This is a genomic window from Streptomyces sp. NPDC060232 (genome assembly GCF_042726555.1).
GTDB lineage: Bacteria > Actinomycetota > Actinomycetes > Streptomycetales > Streptomycetaceae > Streptomyces.
Genome location: NZ_JBHXAG010000023.1, coordinates 46471 through 68313 on the forward strand (window position 1 = coordinate 46471; position 21843 = coordinate 68313).

Below are 21843 nucleotides of genomic sequence, written 5' to 3' on the forward strand. Positions count from 1 at the left end.
AGACACGCACGACGCGAAGGCCGCCCCGAGGGGCGGCCTTCGGCGTTCGGCGACCTCGGTGCCGACAGCGAGAGCCGCTCCTCCCCTCCAGAAGGACGCTCCGCCCATGGCACCCAGCCACCAGGACTGCCCGGACCACCAGGACCGCCGGGACCGCCAGGACCAACGGCACCCGCTGAGCCGGCTGCTCGACGACTCCTGCCCGCCGTTCGCCCTGCTGCGCCGGCGCACCCCCGGCCGCGACCACGACACCGTCGAGATGCTCCTCGGCCCGGTCCACGAGGCCGGGCGCCTGGCCGACCTGCCCGTCGGCCCGCTCCCCACCCTCGCGCTGGTGCCCTTCCGGCAGATCCGCGAGCGCGGTTTCGACGTACGCGACGACGGCACGCCGCTGAGCGCGCTCGTCGCCGATGAGGTGTACGAGCTCCCCCTCGCGGAGGCGCTGGCCGCGCTGCCGGCGCACGCGGTGCGGGTCGAGGACGGCGGCTTCGACGTCAGCGACGAGGCGTACGCGGAGACGGTGGAGCGGGTGATCCGCGACGAGATCGGCCGGGGCGAGGGCGCGAACTTCGTCATCCGGCGCACCTTCGGGGGCCGGATCGACGGATTCGGCCGGGCGGACGCGCTCGCCCTGTTCCGGCGGCTGCTGGAGGGCGAGCGGGGCGCGTACTGGACGTACGTCGTCCACACCGGCGAGCGCACGCTGGTCGGGGCCAGCCCCGAGGTCCACGTGCGGATGTCCGCAGGCACGGTCGTGATGAACCCGATCAGCGGGACGTACCGCCATCCCGCAGCGGGACCGACCGCCGAGTCGCTCCTGGCCTTCCTCGGCGACCGCAAGGAGACCGAGGAGCTGTCGATGGTGGTCGACGAGGAGCTGAAGATGATGTGCACGGTCGGGGACCGGGGCGGGGTGGTCGTCGGACCGCGGCTCAAGGAGATGGCCCACCTCACGCACACCGAGTACGAGCTGCGCGGACGCTCCTCGCTGGACGTGCGGGAGGTGCTGCGGGAGACGATGTTCGCGGCGACGGTGACGGGCTCGCCGGTGCAGAACGCCTGCCGGGTGATCGAACGGTACGAGGCGGGCGGGCGCGGCTACTACGCGGGCGCGCTGGCCCTGCTGGGCCTGGACGCGGCCGGGGCGCAGACGCTCGACTCCCCCATCCTGATCCGGACCGCGGACATCGCGGCGGACGGGTCCCTGCGGGTGCCGGTGGGCGCCACGCTGGTCCGGCACTCCGATCCGGCGGGCGAGGTCGCGGAGACGCACGCGAAGGCGGCGGGGGTGCTGGCGGCGCTCGGCGTACGCCCGGCGGCGCCGCGGCCGGCCGTCGAGGGGGCGCGCCTGGCCGAGGACCCGCGGGTGCGGGCGGCCCTCGCGGCCCGGCGGGCCGACCTGGCGCCGTTCTAGCTGCGGATGCAGGAGCGGCCGGCCGCTCCGACGGGCCATGCCCTGGTGGTGGACGGGGAGGACACCTTCACGGCGATGCTGGCGCACGTGCTGCGGGTGGCCGGGCTGGAGGTGACCGTACGGCGCTTCGACGAGCCGGGGCTGCGGGAGGCGGCCCTGGCCTGGGAGGGCCCGATCGTGCTGGGCCCCGGTCCGGGCAACCCGGCGCACGGCGCCGACCCGAAGATGCGGCTGCTGCGCGGGCTGGCGGCGGAGTTGCTGGCCGGGCACCAGCACGGCCTGCTCGGGGTCTGCCTCGGGCACGAGCTGCTTGCCGCCGAGCTGGGCCTTCCCCTGGTCCGCAAGGCGGAGCCGGCGCAGGGCGCGCAGACCCGGATCGGGCTGTTCGGGGCCGAGGAGGTGGTCGGCTTCTACAACACCTACACCGCGCGCTGCGACGACCGCTTGGCCGCCGGATTGGCCGCCCGCGGGGTGGAGGTGGCCCGGGACCGGTCGACGGGGGAGGTCCACGCCCTACGCTCCCCCGCCGGGGGCTTCGCCGGGGTCCAGTTCCACCCGGAGTCGGTCCTCACCCTGCGCGGCGCGGACCTGCTGCGCGAGCTGGTGACGGGGGTGCGGGCCGCTGCGGTGTAACTGCCGCCCGACGGCCCGCCCGGCGGGAACAAGGGGTCACGCGCCGGCCCGGTCCGCCGTCCGGCGGCGGCGGTGGGCCAGGGCGGCGCGGCAAGCCTTGGCGCCGAGCACCACGCCGCTCAGGGCCAGGCCGGCCCCGAAGAGGTAGATGCTGTCGAGAGCGCCGCCCACGGCGGTCACCAGCCCGGCGCACTGGTCCGCGACGTCCCACCTGCGGGCGGGCCGGGCGGCCGGCTCCGTCCGGCGCAGCCGCCGGAGCTCCCGTACCAGGCCGGCCGCGGCCAGCAGGGTCAGGCCGGCGAAGATCCAACGGATGATCTCGGGGAAGTCCACACGAGGAATGTAGGCCCCGCCCGCCGGCGCCAGGCGTCGGCCGGGTGAACGCGATCCGAAATCCGGGGGCCGGGGGGTGTCCTGCCGGTGGGGCCGGATCAGGGAGCGGGGTGTTTCCAGGTCGACTGCCGTACGTCGGGCCATGGGCCGTCCGTCACGATACGGCCCACGGTGTGCCGACGCCCGGCGGCTCAGCCGAAGAAGACGCCGGCCTCCGCGTAGAGGGCGGGGTCGACCGTCTTCAGCTTCGCCGTCGCGTCCGCGATCGGCACCCGGACGATGTCCGTGCCCTTCAGTGCGACCATCTTCCCGAAGTCCCCTTCGTGGACGGCGTCGATCGCGTGCAGGCCGAAGCGGGTGGCCAGCCAGCGGTCGAAGGCGCTGGGGGTGCCGCCGCGCTGGATGTGCCCGAGCACCGTCGTGCGGGCTTCCTTGCCGGTGCGCTCCTCGATCTCCTTGGCCAGCCACTCGCCCACGCCCGAGAGCCGGACGTGCCCGAAGGAGTCCCTGGTGCCGTCCTTGAGCACCATGTCCCCGTCCTTGGGCATCGCGCCTTCGGCGACCACGACGATCGGCGCGTAGCTCGCCCTGAACCGGGAGGTCACCCAGGCGCACACCTGGTCCACGTCGAAGCGCTGTTCCGGGACGAGGATGACGTTGGCGCCGCCGGCGAGCCCGGAGTGCAGGGCGATCCAGCCGGCGTGCCGGCCCATGACCTCGACGACGAGGACCCGCATGTGCGATTCGGCCGTGGTGTGCAGACGGTCGATGGCCTCGGTCGCGATGCCGACTGCGGTGTCGAAGCCGAAGGTGTAGTCGGTGGCGGACAGGTCGTTGTCGATGGTCTTCGGCACGCCGACGCAGGGGATGCCGTACTCCTGGTGGAGGCGGGCGGCGACGCCGAGGGTGTCCTCGCCGCCGATCGCGACGAGGGCGTCCACCTCGTACTTGGCCAGGTTGTCCTTAATGTCGCGCACGCCGTTCTCCGTCTTGAACGGGTTGGTGCGCGAGGAGCCCAGGACGGTGCCGCCACGGGGCAGGATGCCGCGGACGGCGGGGATGTCGAGGGGAACCGTGCGCCCCTCGACCGCGCCCCGCCAGCCGTCCTTGAACCCGACGAACTCGCAGCCGTACTCCTGGCGGCCCTTGCGGACGACAGCCCTGATCACCGCGTTGAGTCCGGGGCAGTCGCCGCCACCGGTCAGCACTCCGACCTTCATTGCATCTCCGTTCGCCATGACGGTCACGCTAGTGGTGACGCAGGTCACATCGAGGGCTTGGGATGCGGCAATTCAGGGGGAATCGCGGGGCGTTGCGTACGCCCGTTCACTCGTACGAGGACGTAAGTACGATCGACGCCCGGGCGGGACGCCCCCTCAGGCGTCGTCGAGGCCGGCCTCTATGGCGTACCGGACGAGCTCCACCCGGTTGTGCAACTGCAGCTTGCCCAGGGTGTTCTGGACGTGGTTCTGCACGGTGCGGTGCGAGATGACCAGCCGCTCCGCGATCTGCTTGTACGACAGCCCCTTGGCCACCAGGCGCAGCACCTCGGTCTCGCGGTCGGTCAGCTGAGGCGCCTTCGGCTCGTCGGAGGCGGTCGGCACCGGGTCGGTGGCCAGCCGCCGGTACTCGCCGAGCACCAGCCCGGCCAGGCCCGGGGTGAAGACCGGGTCCCCGACGGCGGTGCGGCGGACGGCGTCGATCAGCTCCTCGGCGCCCGCTGACTTCAACAGGTAGCCGGTCGCACCGGACTTCACCGCCTCCAGGACGTCGGCGTGCTCACCGCTGGCCGACAGGACCAGGACCCGCAGCGCAGGGTTGGCGCCGACCAGCTCCTTGCAGACCTGCACGCCCGGCATGCCGGGCAGGTTGAGGTCGAGGACCAGGACGTCGGGGGTGACGGCGCGGGCCCGGCGTACCGCCTCGGGGCCGTCGCCGGCGGTGGCCACCACGTCGAGGCCGGCGGCGGCCAGGTCGCGGGCCACCGCGTCGCGCCACATGGGGTGGTCGTCGACGACCATCACCCTCGTCTCGCGCTGCTCCTGCGGCTGCTGCGGGTTGTTCACGTCGGTGTGCTCGCTCACTTCTTGTCCGTCCTGCCCCTGGGTACCTTCAGTTCCACTTCGGTGCCCTGCCCGGGGACGGACACCAGATCGGCGCTGCCGCCGAGGTCGCGCAGCCGGCCCCGGATGGACAGCGCCACGCCCATCCGGCCCTCGCCCTCGGCCTGGTCGAGGCGGCCCGCCGGGATGCCGGGGCCGTCGTCGCGGACGGTCACGATCACCTCGTCGCCCCAGTCCTCGACCAGGATCCAGGCCCTGGCGCCTTCCCCGGCGTGCTTGCGCACGTTGTCGAGGGCTGCGCCGACGGCGGCCGCCAGCTCCTTCGCGGCGGGGACGGGCAGCGGTACCGGGGTGCCCGGCTCGGCGAAGCTCACCCGGGACCCGGCGTGCGGGGCGAGGAGCGAGCGCAGGTCCAGCTCCCCGCCGTCCGCGCCGGGCTCGTCGTCCTCGTACGTGTCCACCAGCGCGCCCCGTGACTCGTCGCGGGAGACCCGGGAGGGCTGCACCAGGCCGCTGGAAACCAGCGTGCGCAGCGCCACCTCCTGCTCCCCGGCCATCCTGCCGAGTTCCTCGGCCTCGCCGCCCAGTTCGGCGCCGCGGCGCTGGACCATGGCGAGGACCTGGAGGACGCCGTCGTGGATGTCGCGGGCGAGGCGCTCGCGTTCGCGGGTGGCGGCCTCGATCTCCAGGGCGCGGGCGAGGGTGTTCTCGCTGGCCCGGGCGACTTCGACGACGTAGCCGATGGCGACGGAGGCGACCCAGACGAGCAGGACGTTGTGCAGGGTGTCCCGGGTGGGCTGGCCGCCGTGGATCACGATGTTGGCCATGGCGACGAAGGTGCAGGCGAAGCAGGCCCAGCGCCAGCCGCCCTTGATGGCGAAGCCGAGGACGGCGCCGGCCGTCCAGATGGTGGGGAGGGTGGGGCCGCCGGCGGTGATCCGCTCCTGGGTGTCGACGATCGGCGTGAGCAGGACGCCGGCTATGGCCACGGTCAGGTCGGCGACGAGGAAGCCCTTGGTGCAGCTGGCGGCGTTGGAGACCCTGCGGAAGGTGGCCAGGGTCCACACGGCGAGGACGGCGAGGTAGCCGCCCGCGGGCCAGGGGTGCGGGAACTGCTGGTACGCGGAGGCGAACAGCAGTACCGCGTAGACCATGGTCAGCAGCCGGTACGCGGTCAGGGCGCGCCAGAGCGGCTGCTCGACCGACATGCGTACGACGCGTTCGCGTTTCGCCATCTCCCCCACCCCCCTGACGGGCGGTACCGCCCGCCGCTACTCGCTCTTGTCGCCCTTGGCAGCCTTGGCCGCCTTCTCGGCGTCCTTGGCGGCCTTCTCGGCGTCGGCGATCTGACGCTTGGCCGCCGTCGCGTAGATGTCGACGTACTCCTGGCCGGAGAGCTTCATGATCTCGTACATGACCTCGTCGGTCACCGAGCGGAGGATGAAGCGGTCGTTGTCCATGCCGTGGTAGCGGCTGAAGTCCAGCGGCTTGCCGATCCGGATGCCCGGGCGCATCAGCTTGGGGATGACCTTGCCGGGCGGCTGGATCTTCTCCGTGTTGATCATCGCGACGGGGATCACGGGCGCTCCGGTGGCCAGCGCCACCCGCGCCAGGCCGCCCGGCTTGCCGCGGTAGAGGCGGCCGTCGGGTGAACGCGTGCCCTCGGGGTAGATACCGAACAGCTCACCGCGTTCGATGACCTCGATGCCGCTCCTGATGGCGGCCTCGCCGGCCCCGCGGGCGCCGGAGCGGTCCACCGGGAGCTGGCCGACGCCCTTGAAGAACGCGGCGGTCAGCCTGCCCTTGACGCCCGGGGAGGTGAAGTACTCCGCCTTCGCGATGAAGGTGACCTTGCGGTCCAGCACGGCCGGGAGGAAGAGGGAGTCGGAGAAGGACAGGTGGTTGCTCGCGAGGATCGCCGGCCCCTCGGCGGGAACGTTCTCGATGCCCTCCACCCACGGCCTGAAGGCGAGCTTCAGAGAACCGCCGAGGGAGAACTTCATTGCGCCGTAGATCAACTCGAAAGCCTTCCTGTGTCTGTCGAACAGACCTTATCCCGTGCCCCCGCCGGCAGGGGCCCGACGGCCCTGGTCGGTGCCACCCCCGTCGCGTACGGTGAAGTCACACAGAGCAACGCACCCGCCCGACGTACGTCATGATCAAGGAGACCCCTGGTGCCCGTCCTCCCTGGAGCCGAGCCGTTCCGCCACGAGGGCGGAGAGGTCGGCGTCCTCCTCTGCCACGGCTTCACCGGTTCCCCGCAGTCCCTGCGCCCCTGGGCCGAGTACCTCGCGGAGCGGGGCCTGACGGTGTCGCTGCCGCTGCTGCCCGGGCACGGGACGCGCTGGCAGGACATGCAGCTCACGGGCTGGCAGGACTGGTACGCCGAGGTGGACCGCGCCCTGCGGGAGCTGCTGGACCGGTGCGAGCAGGTGTTCGTCTTCGGGCTGTCGATGGGCGGCGCTCTGACCCTGCGGCTGGCGGCCAAGCACGGGGACGCCATCAGCGGCATCGTCCTGGTCAACCCGGCGAACAAGGTGCACGACCCGCTGGCCTTCGCCCTTCCGGTGGCGCAGCACTTCGTCCGGTCGACGCCGGGTATCGCCAGTGACATCGCGAAGCCCGGTTCGGTGGAGGTGGGCTACGACCGGGTCCCGACGCGTGCCGCGCACTCCCTGCGGCAGTTCCTGCGGCTGGTGGACGCCGAGCTGCCGCAGGTGACGCAGCCGCTGCTGCTCCTGCACAGCCCGCAGGACCACGTCGTGCCGCCCGCCGACTCGGCGCGCGTGCTGGCCCGGGTCTCGTCGACGGACGTCACGGAGACCCTGCTGGAACAGAGCTACCACGTCGCGACGTTGGACCATGATGCGGAGCGGATCTTCGCGGACAGTTTTGCGTTCGTCGGCCGACTGGCGGAGAGCGTGGGCAGGGAGGGGGCGGAGGCCGGTGGCTGAGCACGAGGAGCAGTCGGGCGGTATCCCGCCGCTGGACGAGGAAGCGGCGTGGGCCGCGATCGTGGCCGGATACGGGCAGGAGCCGCCGGACCCGCCGGGGTCCCGGCCGTTCCGGCCGATCCAGAACGTCCTGCTGCCGGAGGAGGACGTCAAGCCGCTGCCCCCGGAGCCCGGCCCGGACGCCGAGCCCGAGCCGCCGGCCGCGCCGGCGCCCGCGCTGGGCAGCTCGGTGGTCTTCGCCCCGGGCGTGGGCATGGCGGGCCCCCGGGACCACTCGCTGGCGGAGCCTGACGACGACCCGGCTGCGGCGGAAGAGGGCCATTTCGTCCAGCCCGAGCCGGAGCTCCCGCCGGCGGACACCACGGCGAAGTTCGCGTGGCTCGCGGTGGTCGGCGGCCCGGTGCTCCTGCTGCTGGCGGTGCTGCTGCAGTGGGACATGACCTGGTGGCTGACGACGCTGGGCATCGGCGGCTTCCTGGGCGGCTTCGCGACGCTGGTCGCCCGCATGCAGCACGGCGACGACGAGGACGACGACCCGGGCCGCGGCGCGGTGGTCTGACGGAACACCGGCGGGGCCGCATTCGGCCCCGCCGGCTACTCCAGCCCCGCCGGCGTTCGAGGCGCGGGGGCCGGGGGCAGCGCCCCCGCAACGGCGCCGCACCCGACCCCCGGAGCTACGACCGCCGAGCTACGGCGCAGCCGGCAGGCGAAGCGCCGCCAGCACCGGCAGATGATCCGTAGCGGACCGCAGGTCACCGTCAAAGACCCCCGCCAGCCCCGCGGGGACCCCGCAGGCCAGCACTTCCACCCCCGCCGTGGCGAAGACCGCGTCGATCCGCCGGTCCGGCGCCGCCGCCGGGAAGGTCCGCTCCCCGCCCCAGGGGGCGACGGCCCAGCAGTCCTGCAGGGCCGTCGCCAGCCGCGCGAAGGCAGGACCGCCGGGGCCCTCGTTCACGTCGCCCGCGGCGATCCCGTACGGGGTGTCCAGGGCGGCGACCCGGTCCAGGAGGAGGTCCGCCTGGGCGAGCCGCTGCGCCCGGTCCAGCGACAGGTGCGCCGAGACCACGCCGACGCGTACGCCGCCGACGCGCACGACCGCGGTGGCCAGGCCCCGCCGGTGCAGCCCGGGCGTGTGCGGGAGGAGTACGTCCTCGGTCCGCTCCACGAAGACCCGCAGCGAGCACAGCAGCAGTGGCCCGGTGGCCGTCGCGCCGCCGCCCAGGACCACCAGGTCGCATTTCCTGGCCAGCCGCGCCGCGTGTTTGCGCCACCGGAAGAACCGTGGCGCCTCCTGTACGAAGACCAGGTCCGGCTCGCAGGCCCGGATGACCCGGACCAGCGCCTCCTCGTCGTCGCGCAGCGAGCGGATGTTGTAGCCGAGGACGCGGATCACGGCAGAACCGTCAGCCTCCGTACGGGACTTCGGCATCGGGGGCGGCGACTGGTCCATGTCCATGCACCGCAAGATACGCAGCCGCCCGCCGCTCCCCCAAGGGGCGCGACGGGCGGTCCGGGTGGAGGGGTCAGCCCTGGCGGGCCAGGTCGGCCGCGCCGACGAGTCCGGCCTTGCCTCCGAGCTGGGCGGCGAGCACCTGGGCGTGCGGGCGCCAGGCGCCGCCCACCAGCCAGCGCTTGAAGGACTTGCGGATCGGGTCGAGGACGAGGTCGCCCTCGTCGGAGACGCCTCCGCCGACGATGAACGCCGACGGGTCGAAGAGGGAGGCCAGGTCGGCGAGGCCGGCGCCGGCCCAGCGGGCCAGCTCGCGGAAGGCGTCGACGGCCACCAGGTCGCCCTGTCGGGCGGCCTCGCTGATGTGCTTGCCCTCGATGCCCTCGGGGGTGCCGTCGCCGAGGGCGAGGAGGATCGCCGCGTTCTCGGGGGTGGCGTTGGCACGCTGCTTGGCGTAGCGGACGAGGGCGCGCCCGGAGGCGTACTGCTCCCAGCAGCCCTGGCTGCCGCAGCCGCACAGCAGGCCGTCCGGGACGACCCGGATGTGGCCGAACTCGGCGGCGACGCCGAAGCGTCCGCGGCGCAGCTTGTTGCCGATGATGATGCCGCCGCCCAGGCCGGTGCCGAGGGTGATGCAGATGACGTCCTCGTGGCCCTGGCCGGCGCCGAAGCGGTATTCGCCCCAGGCCGCGCAGTTCGCGTCGTTCTCGACGACGACGGGCAGGCCGATGCGCTGCTCGACCTTGTCCTTGAGCGGCTCGTGGCGCCAGTTGATGTTCGGCGCGAAGAGTACGGTCGCGCGCTTGTCGTCCACGTATCCGGCGGCGCCGATGCCGACGGCCTCGATGGTGTGGTTGCTGCTGACCTCGGAGACGGCGGCGCAGATGGCCTCCGTCACTCCGTCCGCGGTCGGCGGCGTGGGCACCTTGTACGTTTCGAGGATCGTGCCCTCTTCGTCGACCACGCCGGCCGCGATCTTCGTGCCGCCGATGTCGACGCCGATGGTGAGTCCCATTAGTCCCTCGGTTTCCGGTCAAACCCCGCCACGGCCAACGGTACCCGAGGGCGCCGGGGGTTCAGTCGAGATCGATCCGCTCGGCCGGGCCGTCGTCGGGGCCGTCCCGGCGCGGGTCGCGGTCGTCGGAGGCCTGACGGGGTGCCCGGGACTCGCCCCGGGTCCAGCGGCCCTCGTGGCCCTCGACGGCGGAGCGGTAGGCGGCGAGCAGCTCCGAGCCGGCTGCCGCGAGGTGGTCGAAGACCTCGGGGTTGCGTTCGACGACGGGCTTCGCGGCGGTTTTCGCCTGGTCGACGATCTGGCGGACGGCGCCCTGGGCCGCGGCGCCGAACAGCGGGTTGTTCAGGCCGGAGACCTTGTCGGCGACGGCCTCGAAGAGCTTGAACAGCTCCTCGGCCGCGGTCCCGGGGGCTCCGGGGCCTGCCTGGCCCTGTCCGCGCAGGCGCTCCTTCTCGGCGGCGAGGTCCTCGGCACAGGCCTTGGCCCAGGCGTCGTCGTCGGTGGGGCGGTCGGTGGCCTCGCTCATGGCGGACTCTCCTGCGGCGGCTGCTGGGCGTGTGTGCTGTCTACCTTCGACGGTACCCGAACGGGGGTACCGCGTTCAGCGCGTACGGGGCCACAGGCCGGGGTCCGGGGTGAAGCGGATGCGGAGCTCGCCTTCGGTGAGGGCGGCGCCGGAGACGGTGCAGCGGCGCAGCGCCGAGGGCAGGGGAACGATCCTGCGGTGGGGGCCGGCGGTGAGCAGCAGCTCGTCGCCGCGGCGGACGAGGTCGAGGTCGCGTTTGTGCGCGCCGGGCAGCGGGACCACCCAGACGAGGACCCCGTCGTCGGCGAGCCGGTCCTCGACGGTCCAGGCGCGGCGGGGAGCTGGCCGGTCCGGGACGAGTGTGCCGGGGGCGGCGAGCCGGTCGAGGTCGTCCTGGCCCTGGGGGGCGGGGCCGAGGTGGGCGAGGGTCACCACGGGGCTCTCGCCGGCCCACTCGGCGGCGTGTTTCTCCTGCTGGGCGGCGAGCCCGGCGAGCCAGGGGCCGGCGGAGCCGTGCGGGACCATCCGGTTGGCGACGACGTCGCGGACGGGCAGCTGCTGGAGGGCGAGGCCGAGCCGTCCGAGCCGGAGCGCGTCCGCGGCGGCGGGTCCGGGCTCGGCGACGAGCCGTACGTCGGTGGTGTCGGCCTCGATGGCGGCCTGGACTGCGGCGAGCTCCTCGTCCCAGCGGGCGGCGGCCTCGTAGAGCCACTGGGCGGGCATGGGTACGCCGGCCAGCTGGGCCAGTACGGGGCGCAGGGCGCGGGCGGCCTGCTTCTCGGCGGGGAACAGCCGGGCGAGGTAGCGGCGCAGCTGGGCGGGGAGGGCGAGGGTGGCGACGGCCTGGTGGAGCGGGGGCAGGTCGACGACGACGAGGTCGGCGGCGGGCGCGGAGGCGGCCCGCCGCAGGGCGCGGAGCAGGGCGAACTGTTCGGCTCCGGGCAGCTCGGTGAGTTCCTCGGCGGCGAGGGGGCGGGCGCCGGCCATGGAGAGCAGGGCGGATCCGCGTTCCTGGAGGGCGACGAGTTCGTCGCGGAACTCCTGGCCGGAGTCGACCCGGGCGACGCTCAGGCCGGGCGGGAGGGGGTCGCCGAGCAGTGCGGCGAGCGGGTCGCCCGGGTCGCCGGTGAGCAGCAGCACCTGTCGGCCCCGGCGGGCTGCGGCGAGGGCGGTGGCGGCCGCCACGGTGGTCCGGCCGGCCCCGCCAGGGCCGGTGACGAGCAGGGTGTGCATGTGCGGGTGCTCCGGATCGGTGGGTGCGCGGCCGTGCGGGGCGTGGCGGGATCCCGGGGGGTGCCGCACCCGGCCGGGCGCGGCACTCCCCGGGGTCAGACGGACTCGACGCGCTTCTTCAGGCCCGCCAGTGCGCGGTCGATGATGACCTTCTCGGCCTTGCGCTTGATCATGCCGAGCATGGGGATCTTGACGTCGACGGTCAGCTGGTAGGTGACCTCGGTGTGCTTGCCGCCGTCCACCGGGGTGAGCCGGTAGGAGCCGTCGAGCTGGCGCAGCATCTGGGACTTGTACAGGGTCCAGCTGACCTCGTCGGTGCCCTTCCAGGTGTAGGCGAGGGTGTGGTCGTCCTTGATCGCGCCCGCGTCGAGCAGCAGCCGGACCTTCTCGGCCCGCCCGTCGGCGTCGGTGGCGAGGACCTCGGCCTCCTTCACCTCGCCGGTCCACTCGGGGTAGCGGGCGAAGTCGGCGATCACGGCCATCACGGCGCCGGGCGCGGCGTTGATCGTGATGCTTGAGCTGGTGTGTTCCGCCATCGCGGTCGCTCCTCCGGAGATTGTTCGAGGATGTGTACGGCCTCCGGCCGCCGCGTGAAGGCTACCGCGCGTGCGGACGCCGCCACTCCAGAGGCTCCCCGGGCCCGGGGCGGGCCGGGCGGGAGCGGCTGGTTCTCACCACTCCATGGCCCAGGGGCGGCCGGTCGATGCGAAGTGGCCGACGTTCACGCACTCGGTGGCGCCGATGCGCATCCGCCGGGCGAGGGGCTGGTGGACGTGGCCGAAGAGGGCGTAGCGGGGCCGGGTCCGGCGGATGGCGGCGAGCAGGGCCTCGCTGCCGCGTTCGAAGCGGCGGGCGACGGTGTCGTAGCAGAGCTCGGGCACTTCCGGCGGGATGTGCGAGCACAGCACGTCGACCTCGCCGAGGGCCTCGACCTTGGCGGCGTACTCCTCCACGTCCACTTCGTAGGGGGTGCGCATGGGCGAGGGCAGGCCGCCGCCGACGAAGCCGAAGACGCGGCCCGCGATCTCGGCGCGCTGTCCGTCGAGGACGGTGAGGCCGTGGCGGTCGGCGTACTCGGGCCACAGCGCCGGGATGTCGACGTTGCCGTAGGTGGCGTAGGTGGGGCGGGGGAAGGCGGCGAACATCTCCGCGTACTGGCGGCGTACCGCGTCCTCGATCACCCGCTCTCGGTCGAGTCCGGCCCACAGCCGCCGGCCGAGGGCGTGGGCCTCGTCGAAGCGGCGCTGGGTGCGCAGCTCGACGACGAGGTCGGCGTTCTCGACGCCGAACAGGTCGGGGAAGATCCCGCGCGAGTGGTCGGCGTAGTCGAGGAAGAGGACGAGGTCGCCGAGGCAGATCAGGGCGTCGGCGCCGTCGCCGGCGCGTGCGAGGGCCTCGGTGTTGCCGTGCACGTCGCTGACGACGTGGACCCGTGTGCGGCTCGATCCGCTCGTGCCGTTCTTCCCGCCCCGCCTGCTGCCAGCCATGCGGACAACCCTAGGGGGGCTGGTGATGACCTGGTAGTGGGATCGTGAAAGCCGGGCCTACCTGCGGTTACTTCCGAGTCCCTGAGGGGGTGGACTACTGTCGGCGCGTCGGGGCCGGACCGTGTGAGTGCAGAATGTGACGCACGGAACATCTGGCCGGTTCCCTCTATCGGGAACCCACTACCGGTGGGTAACGTCCGGTCGGTCCACATGGTGGCGATGGCGCCCAGAGGAGCAGCAGTCTTGCGCGAGTTCAGCCTTCCGGCCCTGTACGAGGTCCCGTCGGACGGGAACCTGACGGATCTCATCCGCCGCAACGCCGCCCAGCACCCAGACACCGCCGTCATGAGCCGCAAGGCCGACGGCCGGTGGCAGGACGTGACGGCGACCGAATTCCTGGCCGAGGTCCGTGCCACGGCCAAGGGCCTGATCGCCGCGGGCGTGCGCCCCGGCGACCGGGTCGCCCTGATCTCCCGCACCCGCTACGAGTGGGTGCTGATCGACTTCGCGATCTGGAGCGCGGGCGGCGTCACCGTCCCTGTGTACGAGACCAGCTCCCCCGAGCAGATCCAGTGGATCCTCGGCGACTCCGGCGCCGTCGCCGCCGTCGTGGAGAGCGCCGGGCACTCCAAGGCCGTGGCCTCGCTGCGCGACCGCCTGCCGGAGCTGCGCGACGTCTGGGAGATCGAGCAGGGCGCGCTGGACACGCTGAAGGCCGCGGGCGCGGCCGTCACCGACGCCGAGGTCGACGAGCGCAGCAGCCTGGCGAACGCCGACGACCCGGCCACCATCGTCTACACCTCGGGCACCACCGGCCGTCCCAAGGGCTGTGTGCTGAGCCACCGCAACTTCTTCGCCGAGTGCGGCAACGCGGTGGAGCGTCTGAGCCCGCTGTTCCGGACCGGCGAGTGCTCGGTGCTGCTGTTCCTGCCGGCCGCGCACGTCTTCGGGCGCCTGGTGGAGGTGGCGGCCGTACTGGCGCCGATCCGCCTGGGCTGCGTACCGGACATCAAGAACCTCACCGACGAGCTGCAGTCCTTCCGCCCCACGCTGATCCTCGGCGTCCCCCGGGTGTTCGAGAAGGTCTACAACTCGGCGCGCGCCAAGGCGCAGGCCGAGGGCAAGGGCAAGATCTTCGACGCGGCGGCGGACACGGCCATCGCCTACAGCCGTGCGCTGGACACCCCGCGCGGCCCGTCCTTCGGCCTCAAGCTCAAGCACAAGGTCTTCTCGAAGCTGGTCTACAGCAAGCTGCACGCGGTCCTCGGCGGCCGCGGCGAGTACGCGATCTCCGGCGGCGCGCCGCTGGGCGAGCGGCTCGGCCACTTCTTCCGCGGCATCGGCTTCACGGTCCTGGAGGGCTACGGCCTGACCGAGTCCTGTGCGGCGACCACCTTCAACCCGTGGGACAAGCAGAAGATCGGTACGGTCGGCCAGCCCATGCCGGGCTCCGTGGTGCGCATCGCGGACGACGGCGAGGTGCTGCTGCACGGCGAGCAGATCTTCACGGGCTACTGGAAGAACGAGGCGGCGACCGCCGAGGCGCTGACCGACGGCTGGTTCCACACCGGCGACGTCGGCACCCTCGACGAGGACGGCTACCTCACGATCACCGGCCGCAAGAAGGAACTCATCGTCACGGCGGGCGGCAAGAACGTGGCCCCCGCGGTGATCGAGGACCGGATCCGGGCGCACGCGCTGGTCGCCGAGTGCATGGTGGTCGGCGACGCGAGGCCGTTCGTGGCCGCGCTGGTGACCATCGACGAGGAGTTCCTGGGCCGCTGGGCCGCGGAGAACGGCAAGCCGGCCGGGGTCACGGCGGCGGAGCTGCGCGAGGACGCCGACCTCATCGCCGCCGTCCAGAAGGCGATCGACGACGGCAACGCGGCGGTCTCCAAGGCGGAATCGGTGCGGAAGTTCCGCATCCTGCCCTCCCAGTTCACGGAGGAGTCCGGGCACATCACGCCGTCGCTGAAGCTCAAGCGCAACGTGGTGGCGAAGGACTACGCGGACGAGATCGAGGCGCTCTACCGCGGCTGACCACCGCGGTGAGACCGCTGCGGCGGCCTTGAGGTCCTGCCGGCGAAGTCCCGCCTGGCGCGCGGCGCCCCTCCGCCGCACCTCGCCGCGTTGCCGGGGCGCCCCCGTACGTCCCGTACGCGGGCGCCCCTCCGCCTTGCGCTGCACGACGCCGGACACCGCAGGCCTCACCGGCGCTCCTTCGACGACAGGGCTACCGCGCGGACCCTCGGCGAGGATGCGTGCAGTGTTCCGCTCGGCGAGGGCGGTGACAGTGACGAACGGGTTCACGCCGAACGACCCCTGGACCAGGGAGCCGTCCACCACACGTAGGCCCGCAGGCGCGGGGGCCCGGGGGCGGCGCCGTCGCAACGGCGCCGCGCCCACCGGGCTACAGCAGCTCGCGCAGGCGGTCCGCCAGCAGGTCCCAGCGCCACTTCTCCTCGACCCAGGCGCGCCCGCGCTCGCCCATGCGGGCCCGCAGGTCGGGGTCCCGCAGCAGGGCCACGATCCGGTCCGCCGCCTCCTCGGGCACACCGCCCCGCACGACCCAGCCCGTCTCACCGTCCAGCACCGCGTCCGGCGCTCCGCCGGAGTCGCCCGCGACCACCGGCAGGCCCGTCGCCGAGGCCTCCAGGTAGACGATGCCGAGCCCCTCCACGTCGAGGCCGCCCCGCCGGGTCCGGCAGGGCATGGCGAAGACATCGCCCGCACCGTAGTGCGCGGGGAGTTCGGACCACGGGACCGCGCCCGTGAACACCACCGAGCGGGCCACTCCCGTGGACGCCGCCAGCGCGCGCAGGTCCTCCTCGTACGGGCCGCCGCCGACGATCAGCAGCACGGCGTCCGGCACCGCGGCCAGGATCCGCGGCATGGCCTCGATCAGCGTGTCCTGGCCCTTGCGCGGGACCAGCCGCGACACGCACACCACCACGGGCCGGTCCGTCAGGCCGAGCCGCGCCCGGATCCCGTCGCCGCCCGACCCCGGGTGGAAGGTCTTCTCGTCGACGCCCGGCGGGAGTTGGACCATCCGCGCCGCCGCCCGGTCCGTGACCGCCGAGGCGATCCGGGAGCGGGTGTACTCCCCCAGGTACGTCAGGGTGTCCGTGCCCTCGCCTATCCGCCGCAGCAGCTGCCGCGCGGCCGGCAGCTGGGCCCAGCCCGCCTCGTGCCCGTGCGAGGTCGCCACGATCCGCCGGGCGCCCGCCCGCCGCAGCGCCGGGCCCATCAGCCCGAGCGGGGCGGCGGCGCCGAACCACACCGACTCGCAGCCGTGTTCGCGCAGCAGGCCGACGGCCCGCCGGGTCACGCGCGGGGTCGGCAGCAGCATCGTCGTACGGTCGCGGACCACCTGGAAGGGCTGTTCCTCGTCGAAGGCCGCGGTGGCCTCGCGGCCCTCCGCGCTGTGCTTCCACGTGGAGGCGTAGACGACGACCCGGTCGGGATCGAGCCGCAGCGCCATGTTGTGGAGGAAGGCCTGGATGCCGCCCGGTCGCGGCGGGAAGTCGTTGGTCACGATCAGGGTCTTGTGCATCGCCTGCCGACAGTACCCGCTCAGCGCAGCTCCTCGCGAAGGGACTCCCGCCAGGCCTGCGTGAGCCCGGCCCGGTCCACGCCGAGGGTCTCGCGCAGCGCTGTCTCCAGGGGCTCGCGGCCCGCCCGTGCGTACAGGTCCACCAGCGCCTCCTCGCCCCACTTCGCCGCGATCAGCCGGCAGGCCAGCCACGCGCCCTCGTACGCCCGCGCCGCCGCCTCGGGGTCGCCGCCGAAGGCGAAGTCCTCCGTCCCGGGCAGCTTCCCCGGCAGCGCGCCGCGCCGCACCGCCCGGGCGAGCGCCGGGGCGGCCTGCGCGGGGCTCGTGGAGGCGCCCCGGTACGCCGCCCAGTCCGCGAAGCCCTCGGAGAGCCACAGCGGGGTGGTGGCGGTCGTCGCCGCGCGCGTGGCCACGTGCGTGACCTCGTGGGTCAGGATGATCCGCCGGCCTTCCGCGCCGAGGTCGGCGTACCCCTCCGGGTTGACCACGACGCGGTCCGCGGGGGCCTGGTCCTCGCCCACCCGGCCGGTGGTGACGGCACCGAGGCCCCGGTAGGTGTCCGCGGGCCGGCCCAGCAGCCGCGCCATCGCGTCGAGGGAGCCGGGGACCAGGACGACCACGCGTCCCGCCCAGGGCCCGGGCCAGGCGGCGCCCGCGGAGGGCACCGCCCGGTCGGCCTCGGCGGCGATCTCCCGCAGCGTCTCCGCGCTCTGCCCGGCCCCGCCGAGGACCAGGGAGTGCGTACCGGCGGCCACCGAGACCGGGCCCTGGTCCCACAGCTGCGGCAGGGCGCCCGGTGCGGGCCGGTCGGCGCTCACCCGCCAGGTCCCGCCCTCCCGGACCGCCTCCATCTCGCGGACCGACTCCTCGGGGGCGGTGTCGTGGCCGGCCAGCCGATAGCGCAGCCGGGCCCGTACGAGGGCCCGCTCGCCGTCGCGCCGGACCGAGGCGACTTCGTACGCCCGGTCGGCGAACGGGATCCCGGCGAGCGCCTCGGGCATCGCCCGCGACCAGTCGGCGACGGCCCGGCGGACGTCCCGCTCGGCGGTGTCGGCGCTGTCGGCCGGCCGCGGACCGCATCCGGCGAGCAGCGCGCACAGCAGGACCGGCACGAGCGGCCGGAGGCGCGGCGGACGGCGGAGGCGGGGCATCCGCCGATCGTACGCAGGGCGCCGGAGGCGGCGCGGGCGCCCGGGGTCAGGGGCGGGCGCCGGAGGTCAGGGGCGGGTGACCGCCGAGACCGGCATCATCCCGACCGGGTCGTAACGCACCCGGGCCCCGGGGTAGGGGGCGTGGACGACCTGGCCGTTGCCGACGTACATGCCGACGTGGCTGGCGTCGGAGCGGTACGTCACCAGGTCGCCCGGGCGGGCCTGCGACAGCGGCACCTGGCGTCCGGCGTGCCGCTGGGCCTGCGAGGTGCGCGGCAGCGAGACGCCCGCCTGCCGGTAGGACCAGACCATCAGCCCGGAGCAGTCGAAGCCGGAGGGGCCCGTGGAGCCCCACACGTACGGGCGGCCGACGGCGGCCCGGGCGGCCATCACGGCGGCCGCGGCGCGGCCGGAGGAGGGGCCCCCGGCCCCCGTGGGGCCGAGGTCCGGCAGTGCTTCGTGGCGCCCGCCCGAGCGCGAGGAGCGCTCGAAGTCGGCCCGCTCCTCGGACGGCATGGAGTTGAGGAGCCGCTGGGCCGCGGCGAGCTTCGCCGTGACGGAGCGCTTGTGGCGGGCGACGTCGGAGCGCAGGGCGTCGAGTTCGGCGAGTTTGCGGGAGGCCTCCGAGCGCACCTGGCCGAGCCGGCGCTGTTCCTGGCGCAGGTCGCGGAGCTGCCGGGCCTGACGCTCGGTCAGCCGGTCCAGGGCGGCGGCCTGCTCCAGGTAGGCGTCGGGGTCCTCGGCGAGCATCAGCCCGACGGCGGGGTCGATGCCGCCGCTGCGGTACTGGGCCCCGGCGAAGGTGCCGAGGACGCCGCGCATGGTGTTGATGCGCTCCTGGCCGCGGGCGACCGCGTCCTGGGCCCGGTTGACCTCGGTGCGGAGCTTGGCGGCCTTCTCCCCGGCCTCGTTGAAGTGCTCGGTGGCCTGCTCGGCCTCCTCGAAGAGCCGGTCGACCTGGGCGCTGACACCGGATCTCAAGCCGCCGCCGGGTTCGTGCGGGTGGCCGGGGGCCGCGCTCGCGGGTGCGCCCGCCATGGCGACCACGGCGGTGGCCGCGGCGGCGGTGAGGACGGTGATCTTCGTGCTCCGGTCGAGGCCGCCGAGCCCGGGCCGACGATGGGACGCCACGTGGAACCGCTCCCTTCCGCTGAGCGGGGCCCGGGTCCGCCCCCCGTGGGCGGCCGTGTGCCGGGTTCCGCGCTGGCAGACAGTAGCCGCGCGACCACGTACCGACCAACGGCCGCCGGAGGGCACACGCACCGACGCCCCGCCGGAGACGCAGGTCACCGGCGGGGCGTGTGGTCAGATCGGGGCCGTGGAATTCGCCCGGATGGGCGGTGCGCGGCGCGTCAGCCGATGCGGACGCCGAACTGGAACGGCATGTTGTCCATCGACTCGTACTTGACGCCGCCGCGCGGGTTCGAGGCGTGCAGCGTCATGTTGTTGCCGGCGTAGAGGCCGACGTGGTGCAGGTCCCCGTAGAAGAAGACCAGGTCACCGGGCTGCAGCTGGCTGCGGCTGATGCGCGTGCCGTCGTTGGCCTGGGTGTAGGTCACGCGGCTGATGCTGACGTTGGCCTGCTTGTAGGCCCACTGGGTCAGCCCGGAGCAGTCGAAGGAGTTGGGGCCCTCGTGGCCCGAGATGTACGCGCTGCCGACCTTGGTCTTGGCGGCCGCCAGAGCGGCGCCGGCCCGGCCGGAGGCCTTGACGTCGCCGAGGTCGACGCGCTGGCTGTCGGCGCGGCTGGCGCGCGTCTCCTCGTCCTTGAGCGCGGCACGCTCCTGCGCCGTAAGGGTGTTGAGGAGGGCCTGGGCCGCGGCGAGCTTCTCGGCCGAGACCTTCTTCTTCTCGCCGAGCTCCTTGCGGGTGGCGTCGAGGTCGGCGATCTTGCCGGAGGCCTCCTGGCGCTGCTGCGCGAGGGTGCGCTGCTTCGCCTGGATCTTCTGGACCGCTTCGACCTGCTTGCCGCTCAGGTGCTCCAGGGTGGAGGCCTTGTCGAGGTAGCTGTCGGGGTCCTCGGAGAGGAGGAGGGCGAGCGAGGGGTCTATGCCGCCGTTGCGGTACTGGGCGCTCGCCATCGAACCGAGCGCGTTGCGAAGGTCGTTGAGCTCGCTCTGGCCGCGCGCGACCTGGTCCTGGATCTGCCCGATCTCCTTTTCGAGCGCCTCCTGGCGTTCCTTGGCCCCGTTGAACTTCTCGGTGGCCTGCTCGGCCTCTTCGTAGAGGGCGTCGACCTGGGTTTTGACCTCGTCCTTGCTCGGCTTCGCCGGAGCGGCTGAGGCACTCTGCGCGGTGAGGGCGACGGCCGCGGCCGCGACCGAGGTGAGCACGGTCACACGAGCGCGGGTCGGCTGCTTGGGTCGACGGTGGGACGCCACGAAGGCGAGCTCCTTCTTCCTAGAGCCGCCGAAGAACGCAACTCGGCAGCACCTTCGCCGCCACTCCGAATGAGTGATCTACCGCACGAAGGTTTGACCAGACCCTAGTGACCCAGCTGTGATCAGTTCAAATCCTGCCGGGAAAAACTTGTGCCCCGACCAGCTTCTTTACCTTCACCGCACGCTCCGTGCCGGGCACTTGACGGTGCGTCCTCCACATGCCCCATCAATTCCGGCATCCAGGACGGGAGTTAGGAAACGCGCGAAAGCCGCTTCAGCAACAAAGCGGACGTTACGGGCCGCGCTCCGGCCTTGGCCACCCCGTCGGCGACCTCACGGTCCGTGGAGACCACGACGACCGGCCGGCCGGGCGGCTCCGCCCGCACCAGCTGGCGGATCAGTTCGTCGGCCGTCACCCCGGCCTTGGAGAACAGCACCCGCACACCCCGCGGCGGCGCGAGCAGCACGGGAGCCGCCAACTCCGCGCCGTCGAACACACAGGTCATCTCCGCACCCGTCTGCGCGGCCAGCATCGACAGCCCGCCCAGCAGCCGCAGCCGCTGCTTCTCCAGCGGCATCGTCGGATAGCCGGTCTTGGTCACGTTGTAGCCGTCGACCACGAGATGGGCCTGGGGCAGCGCCAACAGCTGGTCCAGCAACGCCGGATCGGTCTCCGACAGGGCGCGCGCCGCGATGTCCTTCGGCGTCATCCGGCCCGGCTCCACCGCGTCCACCGTGTCGGCGGGGCGGGTGTTCACCGGCGGCAGCGCCAGCTCCCGGCGCAGCCCCTGCGCCGCGTCCAGCACGGTGTCCAGCAGCAGCCGCAGCCGCATGTCCTCGATGCTGCGCCCCTCGCGGGTGGCCCGGCGGGAGGTCTCCAGCGCCGTCTCCACCTCCGCGAGCCGGGACTTGAGCCGCCGGGTCTCGCTCTCGGCGGCCGCCACGCGGGCCGCGGCCTCGCCGCGGATCCCGTCGACCTCGGCGGTCACCTTGCGCAGGGCCGCCTCACCGCGCTTGACATCGCTCAAGGCGCTGCGCAGCCGACGCTGAAGCGATTCCGCTTCCTTCCGCGCCGCCTCCAGCTCGACCCGTACCTGCTCACCGCCCGTGCGCTGCAGTTCCCGTACGTGCTCCAGCTCCTCGCGCAGGCGGTCCAGCTCGCGCCGGGTCTCCTCGTCCACCCGCTCGGCGTCGGCGCGCTGCGCCTCCTCGCCCGCCGCGGCCACGAGCTTGACCCATCCGGCAGGCCGCAGGACGAAGGCGGCGGCCGCCACGTCCAGCGGATCCGCGGCGGCCGGCGGCGCGCCGGACTCCAGCGCGGCGGCCAGGTCCGTCTGCGCCTCGCGCAGCTTCTCGGCGACCCGGCTGCGGAACACCGGGTCGGTCTCGACCGCCGCGGCCATGGCGTTGCCGGCGAACTTGGCGCGCCGGGTCGGGGTGAAGCGGGCGTACTGGCGCAGCTGCGCCGGCAGGTCCGCGACCGTCAGCGCGCCGAAGGCGTCCGAGACGAGCGCGACGACCCGGCGCCGCACGCCTTCCGGCAGCGGGCGGTCGAGCGCCTCCGCGGCGTCGCCGGCCGCGTCGGCCGGCCCAGCGCCGCTTGCTGGCTCCACAATCCGTCACCCCTACCGTGATGGTCTACCTGCGGAC

General features: G+C 73.6%; 19 protein-coding genes and 1 pseudogene. 4 read left to right on the forward strand and 16 right to left on the reverse strand.

Going from position 1 to position 21843, the window contains the following annotated elements:
* The first annotated feature begins 106 nt into the window (after positions 1-106).
* Positions 107-2047 (forward strand): annotated as a pseudogene (locus ACFWFZ_RS27905) (anthranilate synthase family protein).
* Positions 2048-2083: 36 nt separating this feature from the next.
* On the opposite strand, the gene ACFWFZ_RS27910 reads toward ACFWFZ_RS27905, so the two are convergent.
* The 5 genes from ACFWFZ_RS27910 to ACFWFZ_RS27930 all read right to left on the reverse strand — a co-directional run bounded on the left by ACFWFZ_RS27910 (position 2084) and on the right by ACFWFZ_RS27930 (position 6446).
* Positions 2084-2380, reverse strand: coding sequence for a hypothetical protein (locus tag ACFWFZ_RS27910; RefSeq protein ID WP_387125743.1), 297 nt, complete (start codon positions 2378-2380; stop codon positions 2084-2086).
* Positions 2381-2571: 191 nt separating this feature from the next.
* Entirely contained in the window at positions 2572-3600 is a 1029-nt protein-coding gene (locus tag ACFWFZ_RS27915; protein ID WP_387125797.1) for a 6-phosphofructokinase, read from the reverse strand.
* Between the two features lie 156 nt (positions 3601-3756).
* Positions 3757-4401 carry a response regulator transcription factor gene (locus tag ACFWFZ_RS27920; RefSeq protein ID WP_037696181.1) on the reverse strand — a complete coding sequence of 215 codons (645 nt, stop codon included), beginning with the start codon at positions 4399-4401 and terminating at the stop codon, positions 3757-3759.
* Positions 4402-4460: 59 nt separating this feature from the next.
* Positions 4461-5678, reverse strand: coding sequence for a MacS family sensor histidine kinase (macS, locus tag ACFWFZ_RS27925; protein ID WP_387125744.1), 1218 nt, complete (start codon positions 5676-5678; stop codon positions 4461-4463).
* A 36-nt stretch (positions 5679-5714) separates the two neighbouring features.
* Entirely contained in the window at positions 5715-6446 is a 732-nt protein-coding gene (locus ACFWFZ_RS27930; RefSeq protein WP_387125798.1) for a lysophospholipid acyltransferase family protein, read from the reverse strand.
* Positions 6447-6617: 171 nt separating this feature from the next.
* Here ACFWFZ_RS27930 and ACFWFZ_RS27935 point away from each other — a divergent pair, with 171 nt between their 5' ends.
* Positions 6618-7397: an alpha/beta hydrolase gene (locus ACFWFZ_RS27935; RefSeq protein WP_387125745.1), complete on the forward strand. Its 780-nt coding sequence runs from the start codon at positions 6618-6620 to the stop codon at positions 7395-7397.
* Complete coding sequence (locus ACFWFZ_RS27940) at positions 7390-7956, forward strand: hypothetical protein (RefSeq protein ID WP_387125746.1); 567 nt, start codon at positions 7390-7392, stop codon at positions 7954-7956. The genes ACFWFZ_RS27935 and ACFWFZ_RS27940 overlap by 8 nt, the downstream gene beginning before the upstream one ends.
* Before the next feature lie 129 nt (positions 7957-8085).
* Here ACFWFZ_RS27940 and ACFWFZ_RS27945 read toward each other — a convergent pair whose 3' ends face one another.
* The 6 genes from ACFWFZ_RS27945 to ACFWFZ_RS27970 form a co-directional block, all read right to left on the reverse strand.
* Positions 8086-8847, reverse strand: a complete 762-nt coding sequence (locus ACFWFZ_RS27945) for an endonuclease/exonuclease/phosphatase family protein (protein ID WP_387125799.1) — start codon at positions 8845-8847, stop codon at positions 8086-8088.
* 73 nt (positions 8848-8920) lie between these two features.
* Positions 8921-9862: an ROK family glucokinase gene (locus ACFWFZ_RS27950; RefSeq protein WP_387125747.1), complete on the reverse strand. Its 942-nt coding sequence runs from the start codon at positions 9860-9862 to the stop codon at positions 8921-8923.
* Positions 9863-9923: 61 nt separating this feature from the next.
* A complete protein-coding gene (locus ACFWFZ_RS27955) occupies positions 9924-10388 on the reverse strand; it encodes a DUF5304 domain-containing protein (RefSeq protein WP_387125748.1) in 465 nt (154 codons plus the stop codon).
* 75 nt (positions 10389-10463) lie between these two features.
* Positions 10464-11621, reverse strand: coding sequence for an ArsA-related P-loop ATPase (locus ACFWFZ_RS27960; RefSeq protein ID WP_387125749.1), 1158 nt, complete (start codon positions 11619-11621; stop codon positions 10464-10466).
* A 95-nt stretch (positions 11622-11716) separates the two neighbouring features.
* Complete coding sequence (locus ACFWFZ_RS27965; protein WP_387125750.1) at positions 11717-12157, reverse strand: SRPBCC family protein; 441 nt, start codon at positions 12155-12157, stop codon at positions 11717-11719.
* Between the two features lie 135 nt (positions 12158-12292).
* Positions 12293-13108 (reverse strand): metallophosphoesterase, encoded by an 816-nt coding sequence (locus ACFWFZ_RS27970; RefSeq protein WP_387125751.1) that lies wholly within the window; start codon positions 13106-13108, stop codon positions 12293-12295.
* Positions 13109-13351: 243 nt separating this feature from the next.
* On the opposite strand from ACFWFZ_RS27970, the gene ACFWFZ_RS27975 reads away from it, so the two are divergent.
* Positions 13352-15148 (forward strand): AMP-dependent synthetase/ligase, encoded by a 1797-nt coding sequence (locus ACFWFZ_RS27975; RefSeq protein ID WP_387125752.1) that lies wholly within the window; start codon positions 13352-13354, stop codon positions 15146-15148.
* 370 nt (positions 15149-15518) lie between these two features.
* Here the strand turns inward: ACFWFZ_RS27975 and ACFWFZ_RS27980 are convergent, their stop codons facing one another.
* From ACFWFZ_RS27980 to ACFWFZ_RS28000, 5 genes are all read right to left on the reverse strand, one after another.
* A complete protein-coding gene (locus tag ACFWFZ_RS27980; RefSeq protein WP_387125754.1) occupies positions 15519-16661 on the reverse strand; it encodes a glycosyltransferase family 4 protein in 1143 nt (380 codons plus the stop codon).
* A gap of 20 nt (positions 16662-16681) precedes the next feature.
* On the reverse strand, positions 16682-17812 hold the full coding sequence (locus ACFWFZ_RS27985) for a hypothetical protein (protein WP_387125755.1): 1131 nt from the start codon (positions 17810-17812) through the stop codon (positions 16682-16684).
* A gap of 66 nt (positions 17813-17878) precedes the next feature.
* On the reverse strand, positions 17879-18943 hold the full coding sequence (locus ACFWFZ_RS27990; protein ID WP_387125756.1) for an NlpC/P60 family protein: 1065 nt from the start codon (positions 18941-18943) through the stop codon (positions 17879-17881).
* Positions 18944-19164: 221 nt separating this feature from the next.
* Positions 19165-20193, reverse strand: coding sequence for an NlpC/P60 family protein (locus tag ACFWFZ_RS27995; RefSeq protein WP_387125757.1), 1029 nt, complete (start codon positions 20191-20193; stop codon positions 19165-19167).
* 251 nt (positions 20194-20444) lie between these two features.
* Entirely contained in the window at positions 20445-21809 is a 1365-nt protein-coding gene (locus ACFWFZ_RS28000) for an NYN domain-containing protein (protein ID WP_387125800.1), read from the reverse strand.
* Between the last annotated feature and the right edge of the window lie 34 nt (positions 21810-21843).

What these genes read in the sequence shown, in the direction of transcription:
- ACFWFZ_RS27980 (WP_387125754.1), bottom strand. Translation starts at nt 16,661, where the DNA reads ATGCACAAGACCCTGATCGTGACCAACGACTTCCCGCCGCGACCGGGC.
- ACFWFZ_RS27955 (WP_387125748.1), bottom strand. Translation starts at nt 10,388, where the DNA reads ATGAGCGAGGCCACCGACCGCCCCACCGACGACGACGCCTGGGCCAAG.
- ACFWFZ_RS27950 (WP_387125747.1), bottom strand. Translation starts at nt 9,862, where the DNA reads ATGGGACTCACCATCGGCGTCGACATCGGCGGCACGAAGATCGCGGCC.
- ACFWFZ_RS27920 (WP_037696181.1), bottom strand. Translation starts at nt 4,401, where the DNA reads ATGGTCGTCGACGACCACCCCATGTGGCGCGACGCGGTGGCCCGCGAC.
- ACFWFZ_RS27965 (WP_387125750.1), bottom strand. Translation starts at nt 12,157, where the DNA reads ATGGCGGAACACACCAGCTCAAGCATCACGATCAACGCCGCGCCCGGC.
- ACFWFZ_RS27915 (WP_387125797.1), bottom strand. Translation starts at nt 3,600, where the DNA reads ATGAAGGTCGGAGTGCTGACCGGTGGCGGCGACTGCCCCGGACTCAAC.
- ACFWFZ_RS27945 (WP_387125799.1), bottom strand. Translation starts at nt 8,847, where the DNA reads ATGGACCAGTCGCCGCCCCCGATGCCGAAGTCCCGTACGGAGGCTGAC.
- ACFWFZ_RS27985 (WP_387125755.1), bottom strand. Translation starts at nt 17,812, where the DNA reads ATGCCCCGCCTCCGCCGTCCGCCGCGCCTCCGGCCGCTCGTGCCGGTC.
- ACFWFZ_RS27930 (WP_387125798.1), bottom strand. Translation starts at nt 6,446, where the DNA reads ATGAAGTTCTCCCTCGGCGGTTCTCTGAAGCTCGCCTTCAGGCCGTGG.
- ACFWFZ_RS27960 (WP_387125749.1), bottom strand. Translation starts at nt 11,621, where the DNA reads ATGCACACCCTGCTCGTCACCGGCCCTGGCGGGGCCGGCCGGACCACC.
- ACFWFZ_RS27970 (WP_387125751.1), bottom strand. Translation starts at nt 13,108, where the DNA reads ATGGCTGGCAGCAGGCGGGGCGGGAAGAACGGCACGAGCGGATCGAGC.
- macS (WP_387125744.1), bottom strand. Translation starts at nt 5,678, where the DNA reads ATGGCGAAACGCGAACGCGTCGTACGCATGTCGGTCGAGCAGCCGCTC.